Source organism: Methylobacterium sp. CM6257, from assembly GCF_054611515.1.
Genome location: NZ_CM137735.1, coordinates 7,223,491 through 7,246,077, shown reverse-complemented (window position 1 = coordinate 7,246,077; position 22,587 = coordinate 7,223,491). Strand labels below are relative to the sequence as shown.

At 70.9% G+C, this 22,587-nt stretch carries 21 protein-coding genes; 15 read left to right on the top strand and 6 right to left on the bottom strand.

The window, feature by feature from the left end:
- Window positions 1–135 precede the first annotated feature (135 nt).
- Window positions 136–1,083, top strand: coding sequence for a LysR family transcriptional regulator (locus tag ACYCO6_RS35560; protein ID WP_459768258.1), 948 nt, complete (start codon window positions 136–138; stop codon window positions 1,081–1,083).
- Window positions 1,080–2,321: an NAD(P)/FAD-dependent oxidoreductase gene (locus ACYCO6_RS35555; RefSeq protein WP_459768257.1), complete on the top strand. Its 1,242-nt coding sequence runs from the start codon at window positions 1,080–1,082 to the stop codon at window positions 2,319–2,321. The genes ACYCO6_RS35560 and ACYCO6_RS35555 overlap by 4 nt, the downstream gene beginning before the upstream one ends.
- An 18-nt stretch (window positions 2,322–2,339) precedes the next feature.
- On the opposite strand, the gene ACYCO6_RS35550 is transcribed toward ACYCO6_RS35555, so the two are convergent.
- Together ACYCO6_RS35550 and ACYCO6_RS35545 are read right to left on the bottom strand one after the other, a co-directional pair.
- The gene (locus tag ACYCO6_RS35550; protein ID WP_459768256.1) at window positions 2,340–3,581 is read right to left on the bottom strand and encodes an MFS transporter; all 1,242 of its coding nucleotides are present in this window, start codon (window positions 3,579–3,581) and stop codon (window positions 2,340–2,342) included.
- A gap of 96 nt (window positions 3,582–3,677) precedes the next feature.
- Window positions 3,678–4,601 carry a LysR substrate-binding domain-containing protein gene (locus tag ACYCO6_RS35545; protein ID WP_459768255.1) on the bottom strand — a complete coding sequence of 308 codons (924 nt, stop codon included), beginning with the start codon at window positions 4,599–4,601 and terminating at the stop codon, window positions 3,678–3,680.
- A 98-nt stretch (window positions 4,602–4,699) separates the two neighbouring features.
- Here ACYCO6_RS35545 and ACYCO6_RS35540 point away from each other — a divergent pair, with 98 nt between their 5' ends.
- Together ACYCO6_RS35540 and ACYCO6_RS35535 are read left to right on the top strand one after the other, a co-directional pair.
- Entirely contained in the window at window positions 4,700–5,326 is a 627-nt protein-coding gene (locus ACYCO6_RS35540) for a glutathione S-transferase family protein (protein WP_459768254.1), read from the top strand.
- Window positions 5,327–5,334: 8 nt separating this feature from the next.
- On the top strand, window positions 5,335–6,246 hold the full coding sequence (locus ACYCO6_RS35535) for a pyridoxamine 5'-phosphate oxidase family protein (RefSeq protein WP_459768253.1): 912 nt from the start codon (window positions 5,335–5,337) through the stop codon (window positions 6,244–6,246).
- A 7-nt stretch (window positions 6,247–6,253) separates the two neighbouring features.
- On the opposite strand, the gene ACYCO6_RS35530 is transcribed toward ACYCO6_RS35535, so the two are convergent.
- Window positions 6,254–6,913, bottom strand: a complete 660-nt coding sequence (locus ACYCO6_RS35530; protein WP_459768252.1) for a glutathione S-transferase family protein — start codon at window positions 6,911–6,913, stop codon at window positions 6,254–6,256.
- Window positions 6,914–7,101: 188 nt separating this feature from the next.
- Here ACYCO6_RS35530 and ACYCO6_RS35525 point away from each other — a divergent pair, with 188 nt between their 5' ends.
- From ACYCO6_RS35525 to ACYCO6_RS35510, 4 genes are all read left to right on the top strand, one after another.
- Window positions 7,102–7,482, top strand: a complete 381-nt coding sequence (locus ACYCO6_RS35525; protein WP_459768251.1) for a response regulator — start codon at window positions 7,102–7,104, stop codon at window positions 7,480–7,482.
- 84 nt (window positions 7,483–7,566) lie between these two features.
- Window positions 7,567–9,540 carry an AI-2E family transporter gene (locus ACYCO6_RS35520; protein ID WP_459768250.1) on the top strand — a complete coding sequence of 658 codons (1,974 nt, stop codon included), beginning with the start codon at window positions 7,567–7,569 and terminating at the stop codon, window positions 9,538–9,540.
- Between the two features lie 155 nt (window positions 9,541–9,695).
- Window positions 9,696–11,315: a hybrid sensor histidine kinase/response regulator gene (locus tag ACYCO6_RS35515; protein WP_459768249.1), complete on the top strand. Its 1,620-nt coding sequence runs from the start codon at window positions 9,696–9,698 to the stop codon at window positions 11,313–11,315.
- A gap of 17 nt (window positions 11,316–11,332) precedes the next feature.
- Window positions 11,333–11,647 carry a plasmid stabilization protein gene (locus ACYCO6_RS35510; RefSeq protein ID WP_459768248.1) on the top strand — a complete coding sequence of 105 codons (315 nt, stop codon included), beginning with the start codon at window positions 11,333–11,335 and terminating at the stop codon, window positions 11,645–11,647.
- 2 nt (window positions 11,648–11,649) lie between these two features.
- On the opposite strand, the gene ACYCO6_RS35505 is transcribed toward ACYCO6_RS35510, so the two are convergent.
- Window positions 11,650–12,540, bottom strand: a complete 891-nt coding sequence (locus ACYCO6_RS35505) for a ketopantoate reductase family protein (RefSeq protein WP_459768247.1) — start codon at window positions 12,538–12,540, stop codon at window positions 11,650–11,652.
- An 11-nt stretch (window positions 12,541–12,551) separates the two neighbouring features.
- Window positions 12,552–15,635 (bottom strand): D-2-hydroxyglutarate dehydrogenase YdiJ, encoded by a 3,084-nt coding sequence (gene ydiJ / locus ACYCO6_RS35500; RefSeq protein WP_459768246.1) that lies wholly within the window; start codon window positions 15,633–15,635, stop codon window positions 12,552–12,554.
- Window positions 15,636–15,751: 116 nt separating this feature from the next.
- On the opposite strand from ydiJ, the gene ACYCO6_RS35495 reads away from it, so the two are divergent.
- The 7 genes from ACYCO6_RS35495 (at window position 15,752) to ACYCO6_RS35465 (ending at window position 21,558) form a co-directional block, all read left to right on the top strand.
- Complete coding sequence (locus tag ACYCO6_RS35495) at window positions 15,752–16,090, top strand: hypothetical protein (protein ID WP_459768245.1); 339 nt, start codon at window positions 15,752–15,754, stop codon at window positions 16,088–16,090.
- Between the two features lie 134 nt (window positions 16,091–16,224).
- A complete protein-coding gene (gene rnr / locus ACYCO6_RS35490; RefSeq protein ID WP_459768244.1) occupies window positions 16,225–18,546 on the top strand; it encodes a ribonuclease R in 2,322 nt (773 codons plus the stop codon).
- Window positions 18,547–18,569: 23 nt separating this feature from the next.
- Window positions 18,570–19,055 carry a DUF983 domain-containing protein gene (locus tag ACYCO6_RS35485; protein ID WP_459773874.1) on the top strand — a complete coding sequence of 162 codons (486 nt, stop codon included), beginning with the start codon at window positions 18,570–18,572 and terminating at the stop codon, window positions 19,053–19,055.
- Window positions 18,991–19,755, top strand: a complete 765-nt coding sequence (locus tag ACYCO6_RS35480; protein ID WP_459768243.1) for an NUDIX hydrolase — start codon at window positions 18,991–18,993, stop codon at window positions 19,753–19,755. The genes ACYCO6_RS35485 and ACYCO6_RS35480 overlap by 65 nt, the downstream gene beginning before the upstream one ends.
- The gene (locus tag ACYCO6_RS35475; protein ID WP_459768242.1) at window positions 19,752–20,939 is read left to right on the top strand and encodes an MFS transporter; all 1,188 of its coding nucleotides are present in this window, start codon (window positions 19,752–19,754) and stop codon (window positions 20,937–20,939) included. The genes ACYCO6_RS35480 and ACYCO6_RS35475 overlap by 4 nt, the downstream gene beginning before the upstream one ends.
- A gap of 106 nt (window positions 20,940–21,045) precedes the next feature.
- Complete coding sequence (rpmG, locus tag ACYCO6_RS35470; protein ID WP_238300501.1) at window positions 21,046–21,213, top strand: 50S ribosomal protein L33; 168 nt, start codon at window positions 21,046–21,048, stop codon at window positions 21,211–21,213.
- A 216-nt stretch (window positions 21,214–21,429) separates the two neighbouring features.
- Window positions 21,430–21,558 carry a hypothetical protein gene (locus ACYCO6_RS35465; protein WP_459768241.1) on the top strand — a complete coding sequence of 43 codons (129 nt, stop codon included), beginning with the start codon at window positions 21,430–21,432 and terminating at the stop codon, window positions 21,556–21,558.
- Between the two features lie 18 nt (window positions 21,559–21,576).
- On the opposite strand, the gene ACYCO6_RS35460 is transcribed toward ACYCO6_RS35465, so the two are convergent.
- On the bottom strand, window positions 21,577–22,494 hold the full coding sequence (locus tag ACYCO6_RS35460) for a LysR family transcriptional regulator (protein WP_459768240.1): 918 nt from the start codon (window positions 22,492–22,494) through the stop codon (window positions 21,577–21,579).
- Window positions 22,495–22,587: the final 93 nt, after the last annotated feature.

Below are 22,587 nucleotides of genomic sequence, written 5' to 3'. Positions count from 1 at the left end.
GCGCCGGCTCTGTAGCGGCCGCTTCGTTGCCAAGATAGCGGTCTCGGCCCCCGGATCGATAGGAACCGCCGGCACGGGCGTTCAAGATTTCTGTGCGATCTTGTGCCAAAGGGCAAAAAATACGAGACCTCCGCCATGCGCAACCTCTCCCTCAAGCAGCTCCAGGCGGTCGCTGCGGTGGCCCGTCTCGGCACCATGACCCGAGCGGCGCAGGAGCTGAACGTGACCTCGGCCGCGCTCTACGCGCGCATCCGTCAGCTGGAAGAGGAAGCCGGGCTGCTGCTGTTCGACCGGACGCCCGGCGGCCTCAAGCCGACGGATGCCGGGCGCGAGATGCTCTGGGCCATCGACAGCATCAACACCGTGCTGGAGACCTGCACCGACCGGTTGCGCACCCTGCGGGGCGCCGAGGGCGGGCGCGTGGCGCTCGGCGTCGTCTCGACCGCCAAGTACTTCGCCCCCCAGGTGATCGCCGGCTTCGTCAAGAAGCATCCCGGCGTCGAGATCAGCCTGTCAGTCCGCAACCGCGGCCAGACCGTGGAGGCGCTCCGCGGCTACGAGATCGACTTCGCCTTGATGGGGCGGCCGCCCCGGGACTTTCCGATCGAGGCCGCCACCTTCGGGCCGCACCCCATCGTGCTGATCGCGCCCCCGGGCCATCCCCTGGCGGGCAAGACCGGCCTGAACCGAGAAGATCTCGCCGACCAGCCCTTCTTCCTGCGCGAGGAGGGCTCGGGCACCCGCATGGTGTTCGAGGAATTCATGAGCGGCGTGCTGGTCAAGCGGGCGCCGCTCGATATCGACACGGGCTCGAACGAGACGATCAAGCAGGCGGTGATGGCCGGCCTGGGCATCGCCCTGCTCTCGGTGCACTCGGTGGCGGCCGAGCTGGAGAGCGGCCGGCTCGTGCTCCTCGACGTGAAGGGGCTGCCGATCCGGCGCGACTGGTACGCGGTCCGGCGCGCCGACAAGGTTCTGGGACCCGCGGCTTCCGCGGTGTGGTCCTATCTGATGTCCGAGGGCGCGCGCAGCCTGCCGGGTGTCGCGCAGAGCGGCCTCGCCCTGACGGGAGCAAGGGCGTGAGCGGAGCCGGGATCGTCGTCGCCGGCGCGGGACAAGCCGGCTTCCAGCTCGCCGCCTCCCTGCGCGAGGGCGGTTTCCGGGATCCGATCACACTGGTGGGTGACGAGACCGCCCTGCCCTACCAGCGTCCGCCCCTGTCGAAGGCCTATCTCGCCGGCAAGACCGACGAGCAGGGCCTGTTCCTGCGCCAGCCCGGCTTCTTCGCCGAGCACGCCATCACCCATCGGCCAGGGCTCCGCGCCACCGCGATCGACCGGAGCGGCCGCCGCCTGCACCTCTCGGAGGGTCAGAGCCTCGGCTACGACCACCTCGTGCTCGCCACCGGCGCGCGCAACCGGACGCTGCCGGTGCCGGGCGCCGAGCTCGACGGCGTGCGCCAGCTGCGCGGCCTCGCCGATGCGGACGCCCTCAAATCGGCGATCGCATCCGCTCGCAACATCGTGGTGGTGGGCGCCGGCTTCATTGGACTCGAATTCGCGGCCGTGGCCGCCGCGCGGGGCCTGTCGGTGACGGTGATCGAGGCGGCCGATCGGCCGATGGCCCGGGCGGTCTCGCCGGAGATCGGGGAGTTCTTCCGGGGTGCCCATGAGGCGATGGGCGTGCGGTTTGCCTTCGGGGCCGGCGTGACGGCGATCCTCGGGCGCGGAGGCCGCGCGGCCGCGGTCGCGCTGGCGGATGGCGGGGAACTGGCCGCGGACCTCGTCCTCGTCGGCATCGGGGTGGTGCCGAACCGGGAGCTCGCCTTGGAGGCAGGGCTCCCGGCCGAAGACGGCGTGCGCGTCGACGCCTTCCTGGCCACGCCGGATCCGGCGATCTCGGCCATCGGCGACTGCGCCCGTTTCCCGAGCCCCTTCGCCCGCGGGCTCACGCCCGACGGCACCGTGCGGATCGAGTCCGTGCAGAACGCCATCGACCAGGGGCGCTGTCTCGCCGCCCGGCTCATCGGAAAGCCCGCCCCCTACGGGGCGCTGCCGTGGTTCTGGAGCGACCAGGGTCCGCACAAGCTGCAGATCGCGGGGCTTGCGGGCCCCGGCGACGCCAGCGTGGTCCGCGGGTCCGGCGCGGCGTTCTCGGTGTTCCGCTTCCGCGACGGCGCCCTGAGCGCGGTGGAATCCGTCGACCGGGCGGCGGATCACATGATCGCCCGCCGCCTCCTCGCGGCCGGCACGACGCTGAACCCGGAACAGGCGGCCGATCCGGCCTTCGACCTCAAGGCGCTGGCGATGGGGCGCCCCTGAGAGCCGCCGGGCCTTCGGTCAGCCCGGGAAGGTGACCGGCGTCGGCTTCTGCCGCAGGGCGAGGGCCGTGCCGATCCCGAGCGCCAGGATCGTGACGGCGCAGGCGGCCAGCGCGCCGAACTGGCCGAGATGCATCAGGGCCTGACCTAGCACCGCGACCCCGAGCGCCTGCCCGCAGAAGAACGAGAAGGCGTGCAGCGCCACCGCGGAGGCCCGGGCCTTCGGTGCCACCTCCGTGACCTGGGTCTGATAGGTGTTGTGCAGCATGTAGAAGCCGAGGCCCATAGCGGTCAGCGCGGCGCAGTCGACCTGCCACGTGCCGGCAAGCCCGACCACGGTGAGCGAAACGGCGCAGATCAGGCCGCCACCGACGAGCATCCGGGGCAGGCCGAGCAGACGCACCAGCAGGCCGACCAGGGCCGAGTAGAGCAGGCCGCCCACCGCGAAGCCCGCCAAGACGAGACCGGCCTCGCGCGGACCGCCTTCCCCGCGGGCCTCGATCAGCGGAGCGAGGTGGGGGAAGACGCCGAAGACCGCGATCGCCTCGATGAAGACCGCGGAGAACAACACCCGGGCCCGCGGATTGGCCAGGATCGCCCGGTAGCGCTTTACCGCCTCTCCGAAAGCCGGGCGGCGCGCGGGAGCGCGACCGGTGCGGTCGAAGCCGAACAGGGTCGCGGCGCAGGCGAAGGCCGCCACCGCCGCAGTGACCGCGAAGACGCCGCGCCAGCCGATCGCGGCCTCGATGAGTCCCGCGAAGGTCGAGCCGGAGAGCTGGCCGAGGATCACCGCCACCAGGAAACGTCCGATCGCCACCTGCCGCCGGTCCATCGGCACGCGGTCGCCCAGCAACGCCAGCGAGAGCGGAATGCAGCCGCCCGCGGCCGCGCCCGCCAGCATCCGAAGGCCGAACAGGCTGCCGATGTCGGGGGCGATGCTGCACAGGGTCAGGGCGGCGGCGAGCACCGCGAGGCAGGTGCTCATGACCCGCTCCTTTCCCAGTGCGTCGCCGATCGGCCCCAGCACCGGCTGGATGAACGCGTAGGGCAGTGCGAATGCGGTGGAGAGGAGCGCCACCGTGTGGGCGTCGCTTGAAAGATCGCGGGCGAGCACGCCGACGAGGGGCTCCACGGAGCGCAGCGCGAAGGTGCTGCCGAACCCGGCACAGGCCAGGACCACGATCAGGCGCGGGATCGAGGTGGTCGGCGGCTCGGCGAGGGTCGCTGTGTGCGTGAGAGCCGGCTCTTGGCTGTCGGTCATGGGGACGCTTCGCGACGCGGGCGGGATCCGCTTCGCCGCATCGCATCTCCTTGGCCGGAGCGGAACCCCAGGCACCCTGACGAACGCCTGTTGTCGTCAGGATGGGCGGTGCGGTGCAGACTTTCCCTCGGCTTCCACAGAGCGAAGGACCGTCAGGCTCCGCAGGATCTCGGCTGCGTAGTCGAGGAAGGCATTCACCCGCGCCGGCCGGAAGCCCTGGCTCGGAGTCACGAGCTGAACCGGCACCGGTGGCGGTTCGTGGGCACCGAGCAGGCGCACGAGGCGGCCGGCGGCGATGTCTTCGGCAGCTTGGTAGGACAGGACCCGGGCGATGCCGCCCCCCGCTCGGGCGGCGATCAGCGCGGCCTCGACCTCGTTGACGATGAGACGCGGCGCGAGGCGCACGCGGCTCGTTCCGAAGCGCCATTCCCGGACGCCCGAGCGCACGACGCCCAGGATGGTGTCGTGGTCGCTGAGGTCGGCGGGCGAACGTGGCGTGCCTCGGGCGGCGAGGTAATCCGGGCTCGCCACCACGATCTGGCTCACATGCCCCACCCGGCGGGCGACGAGCCGCGACTCCGCGAGGGGCCCGATCCGCAGGGCTACGTCGATGCCCTCCTCCACGAGATCGAGATTGCGATCGGCCAGGACGAGCTCGACCTGCGTCTCTGCGTAGGCATCAAGGAAGCCCGACACGACCGGCGCCATGTGCTTGCGCCCGAACAGGACGGGCGCCGTGACGCGCACGAGGCCTCGCACCGCGTCGTTCGAAGCCCCCGAAACGGCCGCCTCGTAGCCCGTGAGGAGATTGCGCGCCCGCTCGGCGAGTTCGAGGCCGGCCGGCGTCGGCGCGAGGCGACGGGTCGTGCGCTCCACGAGACGGCTGCCGGCCCGCGCCTCCAAGCTGGCGAGCGCCCGGGTCGCCGCGGCAGCGGAGCGGCGCAGGCGGCGCGCAGCCCCGGCGAGGCTCCCGGCATCGATGATCGCGACGAAGATGGCGAGCTCGTCCAGCCGATCCATCGATTGCTGCGTGAATTGAAATTCTGATTGTCAGAGTCTCGGGATTTTCGTCGAAGAGCGCAAGGCTGACATTCGGTGCGCAACTGGAGACTCAGACGATGACCGAACCGGACCTGACCCTCTACGGCCTGCGCCTCTCGGGCCACTCCCACCGTGCCGAGCTGTTCCTATCCCTGTTGGGTCTGCCCTACCGATTCGTCGAGGTCGCGGGCTCCGCACAACGCGAAGCGCCGGATTTCCGGCGCCTCAACCCGCTCGGCCAGATCCCGGTGCTGACCGACGGCCCGGCAGTGATCCCGGACAGCAACGCCATCCTGATCTACCTCGCCCGGCGCTACGCGCCGGACGGGGATTGGATGCCCGGCGACCCGCTCGGCGCCGCGCAGGTCCAGCGCTGGCTCTCGATCGCGGCCGGCGACGTGCGGTACGGGCCGGCCCTGGCCCGGCTGATGGTGGTGTTCGGCGCGCCCGGCGACCGCGAGACCGTCCACGCCGCGGCGGCGCGGATCCTCGCCTTCATGGACGGGCACCTGACGGATCGCCCGTATCTCGCCGCCGACCGGCCGACGCTCGCCGACATCGCCTGCTATTCCTACGTCGCCCACGCACCGGAGGGCGGTGTCTCGCTCGCGCCCTACCCGGCCGTGCGGGCGTGGATCGCCCGGGTGGAAGCCCTGCCGGGCTTCATCCCGATGCCGGCCTCTCCCATTCCCGAACCCGCGTGAGGTGCGCCATGGCCAGTTTTCATGCCGACGAGCACGCGGCCCAGGCGAGGGCCGGCTACGTCCTCGGCGAGACCCCGGCGATCCGCCCGTTCATGCCCGAGCAGCACCGCACCTTCTTCGCGGGCCTGTCCTACCTCTTCATCGGTACCGTGGACGCCGCCGGTGCGCCCGTCGCCACGATGCTCGCCGGGCAGCCCGGCTTCGTGCAGTCTCCCGACGCGACGCATCTCGAGATCGCAGGCGTCCTCGATCCCGCCGATCCGGCGGTCCGCGCTCTGGTGCCCGGCGCCGAAGCCGGAATCCTCGGCATCGACCTCGCGACGCGGCGGCGCAATCGGGCCAATGGGTCCGTGATGCGCCGCGACCGGGACGGCCTGACCGTGGCGATCACTCAGAGCTTCGGCAACTGTCCCCAATACATCCAGAGGCGCACGGCCGAGCCGATCCAGCGCAGGGCTGGGCCCGTCGAAGCCCTCGCCGGCCTCGACCCGGACGCGGCGGCGCTGATCCAGGGCGCGGACACGCTGTTCGTGGCGTCCCGCGCCCGGGACGGCCTCCGCGATGGCGGCGCCGATATCTCGCACCGGGGCGGCCGGCCGGGCTTCGTCCGGCTCGAGGGCAACGTGCTGACGGTGCCGGACTTCTCCGGCAACCGCTACTTCAACACGCTGGGCAACCTGATCGGCGAACCGCGGGCGGCGCTGCTGTTCGTCGACTTCGATCGCGGCGATCTCCTGGTCCTGCAGGGCCGCACCGCGATCGACTGGAGCGGCGCGGCCAGCCTGATCGGCGCACAGCGCTCCTGGACGTTCACCGTCGAGAGCGGCTGGCGGCGCCGGGGGGCGGTTCCCCTGCGCTGGAGCGCTGCGGAACCGGCACCGCAGCTCGCGCGCACCGGCATCTGGGAGGAGGTCGCCTGACCGCCGCTCAGGCCGCGCCGGCCTGGGCCGCCGCAGCGGCGGCGTGCTCCTCCGCCAGTTGCGCGTCCGCGGCCGCGACCTTCTGGGAAACCGGGCGGGATCGGATGCGCTCCACATAGGCGGTCAGCACCGGATCCGGCGCGACGAGGCCGAAGCCCATCGTCCAGCCGAGCGCCCCGCCCCACAGGACGTCCGCGGCGCTGAAGCGCGCGCCGAGCAGGTACGGGCCGGGCGTCAGTGCCTCGATGACCCGGGCGACGACGGTGTCGTAATCGGCATAGGCCGACATGGCACGCGGGCCCGGCTCCCGCTTCAGGGAGCGGTCGATCACGGCCGGCTCGAAGCAGGATCCGTAGAACACCATCCAGCGCAGATAGGCCGCCCGCGCCGGATCGGTGACAGCCGGGGCGAGGCCGGCTTCGGGGAACAGGTCGGCGAGGTAGAGGTAGATGGCCGCCTGCTCGGTCACCAGAGCCTCACCGTGGCGGATGGCCGGCACCTTCGCCATCGGGTTGATGGCGCGGTAGGCATCTTGGAGATGCTCGCCCGCGCGCATGTTGAGGGCGTGCAGCCGGTATGGGACGCCCAGCTCCTCCAGGAGCACGCGCACCCCGGTCGAGCGGGTATTGGGCGAATGATAGAACTCGATATCAGACAGATCCGCCATTCTGTTTCCTGCCCAGCATTGTTGATTCGCGCGGCCGCACGCTCATACCGGCTGCCGGCCGGGTCAACCGCCACAATAGCGGTCTCTTCTCCAGGGACCGGAATCGCGGCATGGACGTTGGGCGTTTGTGCGTTGCCGCGCGTTGGGGTGGCGGCCGGCGCGACGCGACCCGGGGGGTTCGAGTTCTGATGGCGAAAATACTGCTGGTCGAGGACCACGAAGAGATCTGGGACTTCCTGTCCCGCCGCCTCAAGCGGCGCGGCTACGAAGTGCTCCTGGCGCATGACGGCGAGGCCGGCGTTCACCAAGCCCGGTCGGGCCAGCCCGACGTCATTCTCCTCGACATGAACCTGCCGATCCTCGACGGCTGGTCGGTGGCCCGCACGCTGAAATCCGGCTCCGACACCCGCGCGATCCCGATCATCGCGCTGACCGCCCACGCGATGTCCGGGGACCGGGACAAGGCGATCCAGGCGGGCTGCGACGACTACCACCCGAAGCCTGTCGATTTCTCGAAGCTGCTCAGCCAGATCAGCACCGCGCTCGGCGAGACCGCGCAAGCCGGCTGACACGGGTCAGGTCTCGCGAGCCGTCTTGCCCGAACGCCCCCGCGCGCGATCGCCCTTGAGACCCAAGTAGAGTGGAGCGTGCCCGTGAGCGAGGATCCCGTCACCGCCCAGCGCCTGCGACAGGGCCTGCCGGTCTTCGTCGCGCTGGCCTCGATCCTCCTCGTGGTCGCCACGATGGCGGCCCTGTATCTCGGGCGCGAGATCCTCGTGCCGGTGACGCTCGCGATCCTCCTGAGCTTCGTCCTGGTGCCGGCGGTCCGGATGCTCCGGCGGCTGCGCGTGCCGCGGGTTCCCGCGGTGATCCTGGTCGTGGTGATCGTCTTCGGCGCCCTGTTCGGCATCGGCAGCCTGATCGCCAGCGAGGCGTCGCAGCTCGCCTCCGACCTGCCGCGCTACACGCAGGTGATGCGCACCAAGATCAAGGACCTGCGGGGGGCGACCGCCGGGGCCGGCACGCTCTCGCGGATCGTCGACATGGTCCAGGACCTCAGCGCCACCCTGCAGCCGCCCCCGGCCGCGGAGCTGCGGGGAGAGCCGGGCTCGCGCACGCATCCGCTCACCGTGGAGATCAGCCCCGCCCGCGCCAGCGTCGTCGACACGCTCCAGACCTTCGCGGGGCCCATCCTGCACCCGCTGGCCACGACGGGCCTGATCCTGATCTTCACGATCTTCATCCTGCTCCAGCGCGAGGACCTGCGGAACCGGGCGATCAAACTCGCCGGCGGCTCGGGGGACCTGCGCCGCACCACGGCGGCGATCGACGACGCCACGAGCCGGCTCAGCCGCTTCTTCCTGGCCCAGCTCGCCCTCAACAGCGCCTTCGGTGTGGTGATCGGCCTCGGGCTCTGGATCATCGGGGTGCCGAGCCCGACGCTGTTCGGCGTGCTCGCCGCGATCCTGCGCTTCGTGCCCTATATCGGCGCCGCGATCAGCGCGCTTCTGCCGCTGATCCTGGCCGCCGCGGTCGATCCGGGCTGGGGCATGGTGATCGCCACCGCGGCCCTGTTCCTCGTGGTCGAGCCAATCTGCGGCCACGTGATCGAGCCGCTGCTCTACGGCCACTCGACCGGCCTCTCGCCGATCGCCGTGATCCTGGCAGCGACGATCTGGACGTTCCTGTGGGGGCCGATCGGCCTCGTGCTGGCCACGCCGCTGACCGTCTGCCTCGTGGTGCTCGGCCGGCACGTGGAGCGGCTGTGGTATCTCGACGTGCTGCTGGGCGATCAGCCGGCCCTGTCGCCGCCCGAGATCTTCTACCAGCGCATGCTCGCCGGCGACCCCGTCGAGGCGATCGACCAGGGCTGGCAGTTCCTGAAGGAGCGCGCCCTCGTCACCTACTACGACGAGGTCGCCCTGGCGGGCCTGCTGCTGGCCCAGGAGGATCTCTCGCGCGGCACCCTGGACCGCGCGCGCCAGGAAGAAGTCGGCGCGGCAATCCGCACGGTGGTGGATCGGCTCGGGACCGCACCGGTCGCGCGGCGGACGCGGCGAGGCACAGCCCGGACCCCCGATATCGAGACTGCGGCGGCCCTCGCGGCCATTGGTCCAGACCGGCAGGTGGCGGGCATCGTCCTCGCCCGCGAGGATCTCGCGCCCAACTGGCGGAGCGAGACGCCGGTCCTGTGCGTGTCGAGCCGCGGCCCGTTCGACGAGGCGGCGACACTGATGCTAAGCCAGATCCTCGCCCGGCACGGGCTGGCCTCGCAGATCCTGTCGATGGCGGCGATCCGCGCCGGCGAGCGGCCCGAGAAGCCGGAAGGCCTCGCGCTGATCTGCTTCTCCTACCTGGAGCCGGTGAGCCTGTCGCAGATCCGCTTCACCGTCCGGCAGGCCCGGGCCGCGGTGCCGGGGGTGCGCATCCTCGTCGGATTCTGGCGCGAGCGCGATCCGGCGACCCTGGATCGGCTCCGCCGGGCGACGTCCGCGGATTTCCTGGTGACGTCGCTCAACGAGGCGCTCTCGGCCGTCCTCGGGGCCTGCCGCGAGCCGACCCCCGTGCGGGTCGCTCCTGCGCCATCGGGCGCGATTGCCGGGCCGGCCCAGCCGGCGCCCGCGTGAGGCGCCGAAATTCCCCTGGACACGTCCGCAGCGCGACACCACCGATGGAGCCGCGCGGTCGACATCGTAGATCAGACCACTAGAGTCGCTCGCGTACGTCGTGATCAGCCCCGCGTAAACTGTTTCCACGGGCTGGAGGGTGAAGACCGCTTCGCATGTCTGAGTCTCCGGAAACCCCGCCGACCGGGCCAGGTCCGCACGTCAGGGACAGCGCGCCGAGCGACGTCACGGACCGCAAGAGCGACATCTTCTTCGCCGCCGTCGAGACGACTCGGATGCCGATGATCGTCACCGATCCGCGCCAGCCGGACAATCCAATCATCTTCGCCAACCGAGCCTTCCTGGCGATGACCGGCTACACGCCGGAGGAACTCGTCGGGCGCAATTGCCGCTTCCTGCAAGGGCCCGACACGGACCGCGAGGCCGTCGCCCAGGTCCGCAAGGCGATCGCGGAGAAGCGCGAATTCGCCACCGAGATCCTAAACTACCGCAAGAACGGCTCCACCTTCTGGAACGCGCTGTTCGTCTCGCCGGTCTACAACGCCGACGGCGAACTCGTGTACTTCTTCGGCTCGCAGCTCGACGTCTCGCGCCGCCGCGACGCCGAGGAGGCGCTGGGCCAAGCGCAGAAGATGGAGGCGCTGGGCCAGCTCACCGGCGGCATCGCCCACGATTTCAACAACCTGCTACAGGTGATCGTTGGCTACGTGGACATCCTGGCGGCGGGGCTGGAAAAGCCCGACGCCGACCGTGCCCGGCTCGGGCGCGCCACCGAAAATATTCGCCAGGCGGCCGACCGGGCGACGACGCTGACGCAGCAGCTCCTGGCCTTCGCCCGGAAGCAGCGCCTCGACGGCCGCGCGGTCAATCTCAACACCCTGGTCGAGGGAATGGGCGAGATGGTGGCCCGCTCGGTGGGCGAGGCCGTGAAGGTTGAACTCGATCTCGCCGAGGATCTCTGGAACTGCCGGGTCGACCCGACCCAGGCCGAGGTCGCGATCCTGAACGTGCTCATCAATGCCCGCGACGCGATGCCGGAGGGCGGCACCGTGCGGATCTCCACCGAGAACAGCGAGGTCGTCTCCAGCGGCCGGGAGATCGGCGCGCTGCGCGACGGCCGCTATGTCAGTATCGCCATCCGGGATACCGGCACCGGCATCCCGCCGGCCGTGCTGGCCCGGGTGATGGACCCGTTCTTCACCACCAAGGAGGAGGGGAAGGGAACCGGGCTCGGCCTGTCGATGGTCTACGGCTTCGCCAAGCAATCCGGCGGTGCGGCGCAGATCGAGTCGACCGTCGGCGTGGGCACGACGGTGCGCCTCTCGTTTCCGGCAACCGACGGCGCCGTCAATGCACCCTCCAAGGTCTCGCTGCGGGCCGTCGACCGGCAGGGAACCGAGACCATCCTCATCGTGGACGACCGCGAGGACGTGGCCGAACTCGCCCGCACCATCCTGCGGGACTTCGGCTACACGACCCTGACGGCCAGCAATGCCCGCGAGGCCCTGGAGATCCTGGATTCCAGCGAGCGCGTCGACCTGCTGTTCACCGACCTGATCATGCCTGGCGGCATGAACGGCGTGCTGCTGGCCCGGGAGGCGCGGCGGCGTCAGCCCAAGCTCAAGGTCCTGCTCGCCACCGGCTACGCGGAAGCGAGCCTGGAGCGAACCGATATCGGCGGCTCGGAGTTTGATCTCCTCAACAAGCCCTACCGGCGCACGGAGCTGGTCCGCCGCGTGCGGGCCATCCTCGACGGTCCGACCGGCGTGGGCTGAGCTTCGGGAGACGCGCCATGTCCCAGGGCGACAAGTCGAAATACACCGACAAGCAGAAGCGCAAGGCCGAGCACATCGCGGAATCCTACGAGGCCCGCGGCGTACCGGAGAAGGAGGCGGAGGCCCGCGCCTGGGCCACCGTCGACAAGGATGACGGCGGGGGAAAGAAGCCGGGCGGCTCAGGCCGCGGGAAGTCGACAGGCCATCCGGCGGCCCACAAGGGCGGGGAAGCCGGCGGCAAGGCGTCCGCTGGGCGGACCGCGGCGGAGCGCTCCGCCTCCGCCAAGAAGGCCGCAGCGACCCGGAAGGCCAACGCCGCGGCGCAGGCCTGACGTCAGGCGCGCTGCTCGGCGAGCTTGACCAGCGTGTGCAGCATTCGGTTCGCCGGCGTCGGGATGCCGAGCGCGGCGCCTTTGCGCACGATATAGCCGTTGAGGTGGTCGATCTCACTCGGCCGACCCCGGGCGAGATCCTGGGCCGTGGAGGAGCGCTGGCCGGCCATGGTGACGCTGAGATCCAGCACCGTCTTGAGGATGTCGGCCGGCACGGCCACGCCCGCGGCACCGGCCACGGCGACGCATTCATTCACGACGTCGGTGATGGCTGCGACCACGCCATCCCCCTGGACCAGGCGGCCGTAGGGAAGCTGCGTCAGGGCCGAGAGGGCGTTGTAGGCGCAGTTGGTAACCAGCTTGCCCCAGAGCGCGTCCAGGGCACGCTCCGAGACGGTGGTCGGGATGCCGGCCGCCGTGAAGGCAGCGGCGATCCGTTCGCTCGCCGCCGAGGCGCCGAGGATCAGGTCGCCCCGGCCGTTGTGCCGGACGCGGCCCGGCCCGACCATCTCGGTGGCGACGTAGACCACCACCGGCAGGACGGTCCTGTCCAGGACGCCCGCGAGGCGTTCCGCGTTGTCGACACCGTTCTGGAGGCTCAGGATCGTGGCGGACGGGGCGAGATGCGGGGCGATCTGCGCGCCGGCCGTTTCCGTATCACCGGATTTCACGCAGACCAGCACGAGGTCGGCGCCGGCGACGCCGCTCCCATCCGTGGTCGTCGCGACGGCAACGGCGGCTGACCCCGCCGCGCGCTCCAAGATGAGACCGGCCGACCGCACGGCCTCGACCAGGGCGGGACGGCCGATCAGCGTCACCGCATGGCCGGCTTGCGCCAGCAGGAACCCGTAGTAGCAGCCGACCGCCCCGGCCCCGACGACAGCGACGTTCATGGCCGCACCGCTCATCGCGCCGCGGCCGCGGCGCGCTCGGGATGGAACGGGGCCGCGCCCGCGGCGCTCGCCCGGACATGGTCGAGGAGCGCCTGGGCCGGGTGGCGCAGCCGCACGCCGTCGACGAGCTTGGCCTGGGACCGGCAGGAATAGCCGTCCGCCAGCAGGGTGCAGCCGGGCGCCTCGGCCACGTGGCGCGCCCAGCTCAAGGCATAGATCGCCTCGGAGGTGGCGCGGTGGCGCGCCTCGTGGCCATAGGTCCCCGCCATGCCGCAGCAGCCGGCAGCCGGCACTTCAAGCCGAAGCCCGAGATGGGCGAACACGGCCTGCCAGTCCCGAACCGCGCCCGGAGCGTTGGTGCGCTCGGTGCAGTGGGGCAGCAGGCGCATCGTCCCGCCGCCCTGTCGCGGCGCGATCCGGCCGAGCTGCGTGGCCAGCCACTCCTGGAGCAGGTGGACCTTCGGCAGGTCACCGCCGAGCGCCTGCGCATATTCCGAGCGATAGGTCAGCGTCATCGACGGATCGATTCCGACGAGCGGGATGCCGTGCTGGGCGAGGTCTCGCAACATCCCGGCATTGGACCGGGCGACGGCAGCGAACCGCGCCAGGAATCCGTGCACATGCAGCGGCTTGCCGTTCGACCGGTAGGGGACGAGCCAGGGCTCGAAGCCGAGGGCGATCAGGAGCGCGCAGCTATCGAGGACGAGGGGCGCGTCGAAATGGCTGGTGAAGGCGTCCTGCACTACCAGAACCGCTTTCTCCCGCGCCGCCGGATCGAGTTGGGCCAAAGCCTCCCGCGTCGCGACGGCGACGCCGAGATCCGCCAGGGCCGCCTTCAGGTCGATGGCCGACAGGGTCGGGATCTTCACCAAGCCGGCTCTGGCGAGCAGTAGACGGGTCATCGGATTGGCCAGGAGCGCATTGCTCAGGCGTGGCGCCCGGGCCGCCAGCGGCAACAGCGGCTCCAGGGCCGCCACGAGGTGATCCTTCAGGGGCCGCGCGTAGCGCGTGTGGTAGAGCGCCAGGAACTTCGCCCGGAAGGTCGGCACATCGACCTTGATCGGGCAGGAGCCCGTGCAGGACTTGCAGGCGAGGCAGCCGTCCATCGCCTCCTTGACCGCGTGCGAGAAGTCCTCTGCGGCGGGCCGGGGCCGGAGAGCGCTCCGCAGGGTGGCGGTCACGTCGCGCAGCCATCTGGCGCGCTGCTGCGTCAGCTCGGCGGCCGGGTCGACGCCTTCCGCCGCCGCGCGGCGCAGCCACTCGCGCATCAGCGAGGCCCGGCCCTTGGGCGAGTGGCGCCGCTCCCGGGTCGCCTTCCAGGACGGGCACATGGCCTCGTCCGCGTCGTAGCTGAAACAGGCGCCGTTGCCGTTGCAGTGGAGCGCCTCGTCGAAATCCTGGCGGACCGGCGCCGGGATGGTGCGGTCCCGCTCGCCCCGGCGCGGCACGCCGTCGATCCGCGTGAGGCCCTGCCCCCTGGCCGAGGCGATCTTGCCCGGATTCATCCGGTCGCCCGGGTCGAAGGCGCGCTTGACCGCCTCCAGCGCTGGCATCAGCGGGCCGAAGGTCGCGGGCACGAATTCCGAGCGGAAGCCCTTGCCGTGCTCGCCCCAGAGCAGGCCGCCATACTTGGCAGTGAGCGCCACGACGCCCTCTGTGACCTCGCGGATCAGGCCGTTCTGGTTCGGGTCCTTCAGGTCGATCGCCGGGCGCACGTGCAGGACGCCGGCATCGACGTGGCCGAACATCCCGTAGCGCAGCCCCTTGCCGTCGAGGAGCGCCCGGAACTCGGCGATGAAGTCGGCGAGCCGCTCCGGCGGCACGGCCGTATCCTCCACGAAGGGGATAGGCCGGGCGTCGCCCTTGGCGGCGCCGAGGAGGCCGACGGCCTTCTTGCGCATCGTCCAGAGCCGCTCGATCGCCGCCCCGCGCGCCACCGTGAAGCCGAGGCGCTTCGTGTCGCTGCCGCGCTCGGCCTCCAGCATCCCGGTGAGCCGACCGAGGGCGGCCTCAACGCTGGCTTCGTCGTCGCCGACGAATTCCACCAGGTTGATCCCGTCCACCGGCCGGCCGGCCGGATCGTCGGGGAAGAAGGCCCGCACCTCGGCCCAGATCGGGTCCTTGCGGGCCAGCGCCAGCACGGTGGAGTCGATGGTCTCCACCGAGGCGGCGCCGAACGGCAGCAGCGCCTGCGCGTCGCGGAGCGCGGCGTCGAAATTGACATAGGAGAGCGCCACCAGGACCGCGGCCTTCGGGATCGGCAGAACGTTGAGCCGCGCCTCGGCGATCAGCGCCAGCGTCCCCTCCGAGCCGCAGATCACGCTCTTGAGGTCGAACCGGCCCGCCGCGTCGCGCAGATGGGCGAGGTCGTAGCCGGTGAGGCAGCGGTTGAGCTTGGGGAAGCGCTCGGCGATCAGCGCCGCGTTGTCAGTGACGACGGTGTCGATGGCGCGGTGGATCGCCCCGATCCGGCCACCGCGGTCCTTGGCGGCGGCGAGGCCGGCCGCGTCCAGCGGCTCGGCGGTCCAGACCGTGCCGTCGGTGAGCACGCAGGTCAGCGCCAGGACGTGGTCCCGAGTCTTGCCGTAGAGGCACGAGCCCTGCCCGCAGGCATCGGTGGAGATCATGCCGCCGATGGTGGCACGGTTCGAGGTCGAGAGTTCGGGCGCGAAGAACAGGCCGTGCTTGGCCAGTTCCCGGTTGAGCTGGTCCTTCACCACCCCCGGCTCGACCCGGACGGTGCGGTTGGCGACGTCGATCTCTAGGATGCGGTTCATGTGCCGCGAGGTGTCGACCACGAGGCCGTGGCCCAGTGACTGGCCGTTGGTTCCGGTCCCCCCACCCCGCGGGCGGATCACGATCTCGGCGAAGCGCGGATCGTCGAGGAGCTTGGCGATCCGGACGAGGTCGTCGCGGGTCCGCGGGAAGGCCACGGCTCCCGGCTCGACCTGATAGATCGAGTTGTCGGTCGAGAAGACCGTGCGGTCGGCATCCGATAGCGACAGGTCGCCCTCGAAGCCGCGCAGGCGCAGCTCGGTGCAGGCCGCGGCGTAGAACGGCACAGCCTCGGTATGACGCGTCAGGACCGGGATCATGCGTGCCTTCTACACCCGGCGGTTCGCGATGGAAGATCGATGGTTCTGTGACGCGGCCGCAGCGCATGCTGGCATCCGGTTTGCCACGGGCTCAGGGTCTCTCGGAACGGATGCCCATGAACGCGAGCGTGGAACGGGTCAGGGATGCCCTGGCCGAGCTGATCAAGGCAGCCCTGATCTCGGATGACGGCGTGAGCCGCGCCTGCTGCGAGGCCGGCCGTAGCAAGCTCGCCGCGCTCGCCGCCGACCCACCCGACGCGTCGAGTCTGCGCATGGACGGCGCATGGACGCTCGCCGTCCACGACGCGGAGACGCCGGAGCTGGCGCCGCGGGAGGGGCAGGTGAACCTCACCCTTCCGTGCGCCTGCCCCTTCACCCTCGACGAGATCCTCGCCCCCGGCTTCGATGTGGATCAGGCGGTCGACCAGATTCGGAAGATCGCTCCCACGGGCTGATCGCGCCTGTTGAGGAATGGCCGCGCGGCGTTGCCGCGGGCTCGCCGGACACCCATCTTATGATCACAGGATCGAACCCGCGGTCCGAGGCCCGCGCGGGCCGTGTCTCCCGAAAATTGTCCGGCACTCACCTTTTGGCACGACGCATTACCGCCCCGGCGGCCGAACCCGCTGCTCCTCCGCCCTTCCCCACCCGTGAGCAGATCCTCGCCTTCGTCGCCGAGTCGAAGGAGCGCGTCGGCAAGCGGGAGATCGCCAAGGCCTTCGGCATCAAGGGCGCCGCCAAGATCGACCTGAAGCGGGTCCTCAAGGAGATCGAGGAGGACGGCGCCCTCGATCGCGGCCGCGGCGGTCTCGCCCCGGCGGGCCACCTGCCGCCGGTCGTGCTGGCCGACATCCGCTCCCGCGACCGCCATGGCGAATTCCTGGCGGTTCCGGCGGAGTGGACCGGCACCGGCAAGCCGCCGGCCATCGTGCTGACGCAGCCCCGCGGCCCCCGTAAGGGCAACCGTCCGGCGCCGGGGATCGGCGACCGCGCCCTGATCCGGGTCGAGCGCGACGCCGAGGGTGGCTATACCGGCCGGGTCATCAAGGTCATCGGCAAGAACAAGGCCGAGATCATCGGCGTCTACCGGGCCGGCGCGCAGGGCGGCCGGATCGTGCCGGTGGAGAAGCGCTCGCAGGGCCGCGAGATCCTGATCCCGCCCGGCGAGGAGGGCCAGGCCCGCGACGGCGATCTCGTCAGCGTCTCACTGGAACGCGAGACCCGCTTCGGCCTGCCGCGGGGCCGCGTCCGGGAGCGGCTTGGCTCCCTCGGCTCCGAGAAGGCCGTGAGCCTGATCGCGCTGCACCTGCATAACATCCCGCACGTCTTCGCCGACGCGACCCTGGCGGAAGCCGACGCCGCCAAGCCCGCCACGATGAAGGGCCGTGAGGACTGGCGTGACCGCCCGCTGCTCACCATCGACCCGCCGGACGCCAAGGACCACGACGACGCCGTCATGGCCGAGGCCGATCCCGACCCGGCCAATCCGGGCGGCTTCATTCTCACCGTCGCCATCGCCGACGTGGCTGCCTATGTGCGGCCGGGTTCGAGCCTCGACCGCGAGGCCTTGGAGCGTGGCAATTCGGTCTATTTCCCCGACCGGGTCGTGCCGATGCTGCCGGAGCGGATCTCGAACGACCTCTGCTCGCTCCGCGAGGGCGAGGACCGGCCGGCCCTGGCCGTGCGCATGATCATCGCCGCCGACGGCGTGAAGCGCCACCACAGCTTCCACCGGGTGATGATGCGCTCCCGCGCCAAGCTCGCCTACGCGCAGGCGCAGGCTGCCATCGACGGGCAGCCGGATGACACGACCGGACCGCTGTTGGACACGGCGCTTCACCCGCTCTGGGCAGCCTACGCGGCCCTGCGCGAGGCCCGGGATCGCCGCGGGCCGCTCGCCCTCGACCTGCCCGAACGCAAGGTTCTGCTCTCTCCCGAGGGGGCGGTCGACCGGGTGATCGTGCCGGAACGCCTCGACGCCCACCGGCTCATCGAGGAGTTCATGATCCAGGCGAACGTCGCGGCCGCCGAGACTCTCGAGCACGCCCGCCAGCCCCTGATCTACCGCATCCACGACGAACCCGCCCTGGAGAAGATGCGGGCGCTCGGCGAGGTGCTGGCCTCGGTAGGCATCAAGCTGCCCAAGGAGGGGGCGCTGCGGCCCGCCCTGTTCAACCGGATCCTCGCCATGGCGGCCGAGACCGAGCATGGTGTCTTCCTCAACGAGGTGATCCTGCGCAGCCAGGCCCAGGCGGTCTACGCCGCCGAGAACCTCGGCCATTTCGGCCTGAACCTGCGCCGCTACGCGCACTTCACCTCGCCGATCCGGCGCTATGCCGACCTGATCGTGCACCGGGCGCTGATCACCGCCTGTGGTCTTGGCACGGACGGTCTCGCGAGCGACATCTCGGTGGGCGAGCTGGCGCAGATCGGCGAGCAGATCTCGGCGGCCGAACGCCGCGCCATGGCGGCCGAGCGCGAGACCATCGATCGACTGATCGCGCACCATCTCGCCGACCAGGTCGGGGCGACCTTCGAAGGCCAGATCGCAGGCGTGACCCGGGCCGGCCTGTTCATCAAGCTCGACGAGACCGGGGCGGACGGGTTCGTGCCGGTCTCGCAGCTCGGCGCCGACTATTTCCGCCACGAGGAGGGCCGCCACGCCCTGGTGGGCGAGCGGACCGGCGAGACGTTCCGCCTCGGCGACCGGGTCGAGGTCCGCCTCGTCGAGGCCGCGCCGGTGGCGGGCGCGCTCCGCTTCGAGCTCCTCAGCGAGGGTCGGACCCGCTCCGGCGCCCGCAAGCCCGGCCCGGGCAAGAAGCCCGGCGGGCGACCCTTCAAGGCTGCGCCACCGGGTCGCCCCGCCGGCATCCGCAACACCGGTACGCGCCACCGCGGGTCGCGCCGGTGACGCAGCCAGTGTACAGCCGGATCATGACAGCCGACGCGATCCCCGTCCGCACCGGCCTGATCCGCGCGATGGCCCGCGGGTTCATCGGCCGCTGCCCGCATTGCGGTCAGGGACGGCTTTTCGGGCGCTTCCTGAAGGTGCGGCCGGACTGCGACGCCTGCGGCCTGGAGCTGCACCACCAGCGGGCCGACGATCTGCCGCCCTACGTGGTGATCTTCATCGTCGCCCACATCGTCGGCTACCTGATCTTGGAGACAGAGAGCGCTTACGAAGTTCCGCTCTGGATCGAGATCGGCTTCTGGCCGGCCTTCACGCTCCTGTTCGCGCTGGCCCTGCTCCAGCCGGTCAAGGGCGCCGTCGTCGGGCTGCAATATGCCCTTGGCATGCACGGCTTCGCCACGTTACCGCGGAGCCGCCCTGCCCCGGGGCTTGAGGAGACGCGTCTTGCCGCAGCCGGTGTCCGAGGAGGCCCAGACAGCGCGGGGATCCGAGATCGCGACTGCCCCTGAGCGGAAGCCGGCCGCTCCGCGCCTGCGCCCACGCGATGCCGCGACCATGATCGTGCTCGACCGGCGTGGGCGGGGCGGTCCGAAGGTCCTGCTGGGCCGTCGGAACCCGAACCTCGCCTTCATGCCGGGCAAGTTCGTTTTCCCAGGCGGCCGGATCGAGCTCGGCGACCGCCACATGCCGGTGGCCGGGGCGCTCCCCGACTACGCGGAGGCAGCGCTGACCCGTCAGGTCTCGCGGCCGCCGCACCATCTCGGACGCGCCCTTGCCTTGGCGGCCATCCGCGAGACTTACGAGGAGACCGGACTTCTGCTCGGCACCACCGAGCACGGCGCCCCCGAGGACGCGCCCGCGGGTTGGGAGGGATTCGTCCGGCACGGCGTCCTGCCGGATCTCGAGGCGCTCCACCTCGTGGCCCGGGCCATCACGCCGCCGAAGCGCGTGCGCCGGTTCGACACGCGGTTCTTCGCGGTCGACCGGAGCGTCGTGGCAGCCGAGGAGCCGGGCCGGGTGACGGCGGATGCCGAGCTCACCGAGCTCGCCTGGGTCCGGCTCGACGCCGCGCGCAAGCTCGACCTGCCCTACATAACCCGCGCCATCCTGGACGATCTGGAGGCGCAGATCGCCGCCGACTTCGCCCCCCACCGGATGATCCCTTTCCATTACGAGCGCTACGGGCGCCGCGAGCGGGTTGCCTTGTGAGCCGTCCGAAGGAGCTGGAACACGAGGGGCGGCGCGGAATCAGGTCGGAGGATGTGGCGGCGATCTCCGCCGCGATCACCTGCGTCACCGTGGTCGGGATCGGCCTCAGCCTGTCGATCCCGCTCCTGTCGATCGAGCTGGAGCGGCGTGGTGCGTCGAGCACGCTGATCGGGCTCAACACCGCGGTGGCCGGCATCGCCAGCATCTGCACGGTGCCGTTCGTGCCGCGCCTCGCCGCGCGGGTCGGCGTCGCCCCGCTGCTCGGGCTGGCGCTCCTCGTCGGGGCTATCAGCCTCGCGCTGTTCCCGCTGCTGCCGGGCATCGCCCTGTGGTTCCCCCTGCGCTTCGCCTTCTCGGCGACGCTCGGAGCGCTGTTTGTCCTCTCGGAATATTGGATCAATGCCGCCGCCCCGCCGGAGCGGCGTGGGCTCGTGATGGGCATCTACGCCACCGTCCTCGCGGCGGGTTTCTCGGTCGGCCCGCTCCTGCTGGCGCTCGTCGGCACCGAGGGACTGGCGCCCTACGCCACGGGCGCCGTGCTCATGCTGGCAGGTGGGCTGCCCATCGTGTTGGCCCGGGGATTGTCGCCAACGATCGAGGCCGGCTCCGGCCTGAGCATCCTCGGCTACCTGCGGCTCGCCCCCGGCGCGCTGGCGGCCTCCCTCGCCTACGGGGCCGTGGAGACCGGCATTTTCGCGATCCTGCCTCTCTATGGCCTGCGCCTCGGCTACGACGCGCAGGGTGCGGCCGGGCTCGTCAGTCTGATCGCCCTCGGCAACGTGCTGTTCCAGATCCCGTTCGGCTGGCTCGCCGACCGGCTCGATCGCGGGGCGGTGCTGCTCGGTGCGAGCCTCGCGGGCGCCGCGGGTTCGGCCCTGATCCCGCTGGCGGCCGGCAGCCCCGTGGCGTTCGGCCTGCTGCTCTTGGTCTGGGGCGGCATCGCCGGCACCCTCTACACGGTCGGCCTGGCGATGCTGGGCGACCGTACGCCGCCGAGCGATCTCGCGGGCGCCAACGCGGCCTTCGTGGTGCTCTACAATGTCGGCCTGATGCTCGGACCGCCGGTGATCGGCGGCGGGCTCGACCTCGTCCCGCCGCATGGGTTCGCGCTGGCGCTGCTCGCCCTGTTCCTGGCCTTCGCCGGCTGGCTCGCCGCAACGGAACGAACGCGCGACCGCTCTTGACCTGCCCGGCCCGATCGGGCATTCACCCGCCCGTATTCGGCCGGGCTCTCCCGGCCATTTGCGTTTCGCTCACGCGGAATGCCGCACCCTGCAGGAGCGCCGCGCCATGGCCAAGGCCGTCACTGTCAAGATCAAGCTCGTCTCGACCGCCGACACGGGCTATTTCTACGTTACCAAGAAGAACTCCCGCACGCAGACCGAGAAGCTGACGATGCGGAAGTACGATCCGGTCGCGCGCAAGCACGTCGAGTTCAAGGAAGCCAAGATCAAGTAAGTCGCTGGGCCGCATCCCGGCCCCGCTGTGACGAAGCCGCTCCTGTGACGGGGCGGCTTTTTTCGTGTCTGCTCTCCCCCAGCCAACCGATCCGGGCGACAACAGCCCGGCCCCAGCACCATTCCTTAACGATAGCCGCATTCCAGACGCTGCTCGACTCCGCACAGGGATTCGCCTCTCGGTCTCGATCAGCCCAATTCCTGGAGGGCGGGTTCGGTGCTCAGAATCCTGCTGGCGATCCTCATCACCGTTGCGGTTCTCGCGGTCTGGTTCGTCCTGACGCTGCCGTTGCACGCGTATCGCACCGTCCACCGCCTGCTCCGGGGCCGCCCGGCACCGGCCTGACGGCCGGTCTCGGTGCAGTCAGGCAGGTGCGGATTCCGATAGTTCCGGATCCAGGGTCCGCGCCAGCGATCGAGCGATGGTGACGAGGGCAGTCACCATCGGGGTGGAGGGTTCGCGGCGCGGGGCAACAAGGCCGATCGTGTGCTCCAGATCGGGGGCGGTGATCGGGATGGAGCGCACCCCATCCATGGGCCCCAGGGCATCGATCAGGATCTCCGGCATGATCGACGCCCAGCGCAGAGTGCGGACATGGGTCAGCAGCACGATCATCGAGTTCGACTCGAGGGTGGCGGCGGGATCCGCGCCCGCCTCCCGGATCTGCTGATCGATGATGCGCCGGTTCTGCATGTTCGGGGTGAGCAGGCAGAGAGGCAGGCTGCCGGTCTCGGCCCAGGTGACGCTGGCGCGGCCCTCGAAGGGGCCGCCGATCGCCGTCACGAGGCGGTAGCGCTCCCGGTAGAGGGGCACGGAGATCACCCGCCCGAGCGGTTCGTTGTCGAGATAGGTCAGCCCCGCATCGGCCTCGAGGTTCTCGATCAGCGAGAAGATGTCGGTCGAGGTGGCGGATTCGACCGTGAGCCGCACATCCGGATGGCGCTCCCGGTACGGGGTGGTCAGGTTCACGATCATCGGCAGGGCCGTGGGGATCGCGGCGATGCGCAGATGTCCGGTCAGCCCGCGGCGCAGGCCGGTGACCTCCTCGTGCATGGCCCGGGCATCGGCCACGATGCGCCGCGCCCATTCCAACACCCGCTCACCCTCCGGGGTGAAGCCCTGAAAGCGCGAGCCGCGCAGCACGAGCTGCACGCCGAAGCGGTTCTCCAGCTGCTTCACGCCGGCCGAGAGGGTCTGCTGCGTCACCCCGCAGGCCTCGGCCGCGTGTCCGAAATGCTGCTCCCGGGCGAGCGCGAGCAGGAAGTCCAGCTTGTCGATCACGGAGGCATTCCGAACGGCGCATGCCGGCACGGCGACGCCTGCCGGAGCCTAGCGACCCGCCGGCCCGGCCACAACCGGCGGCGGGTCCCCGAG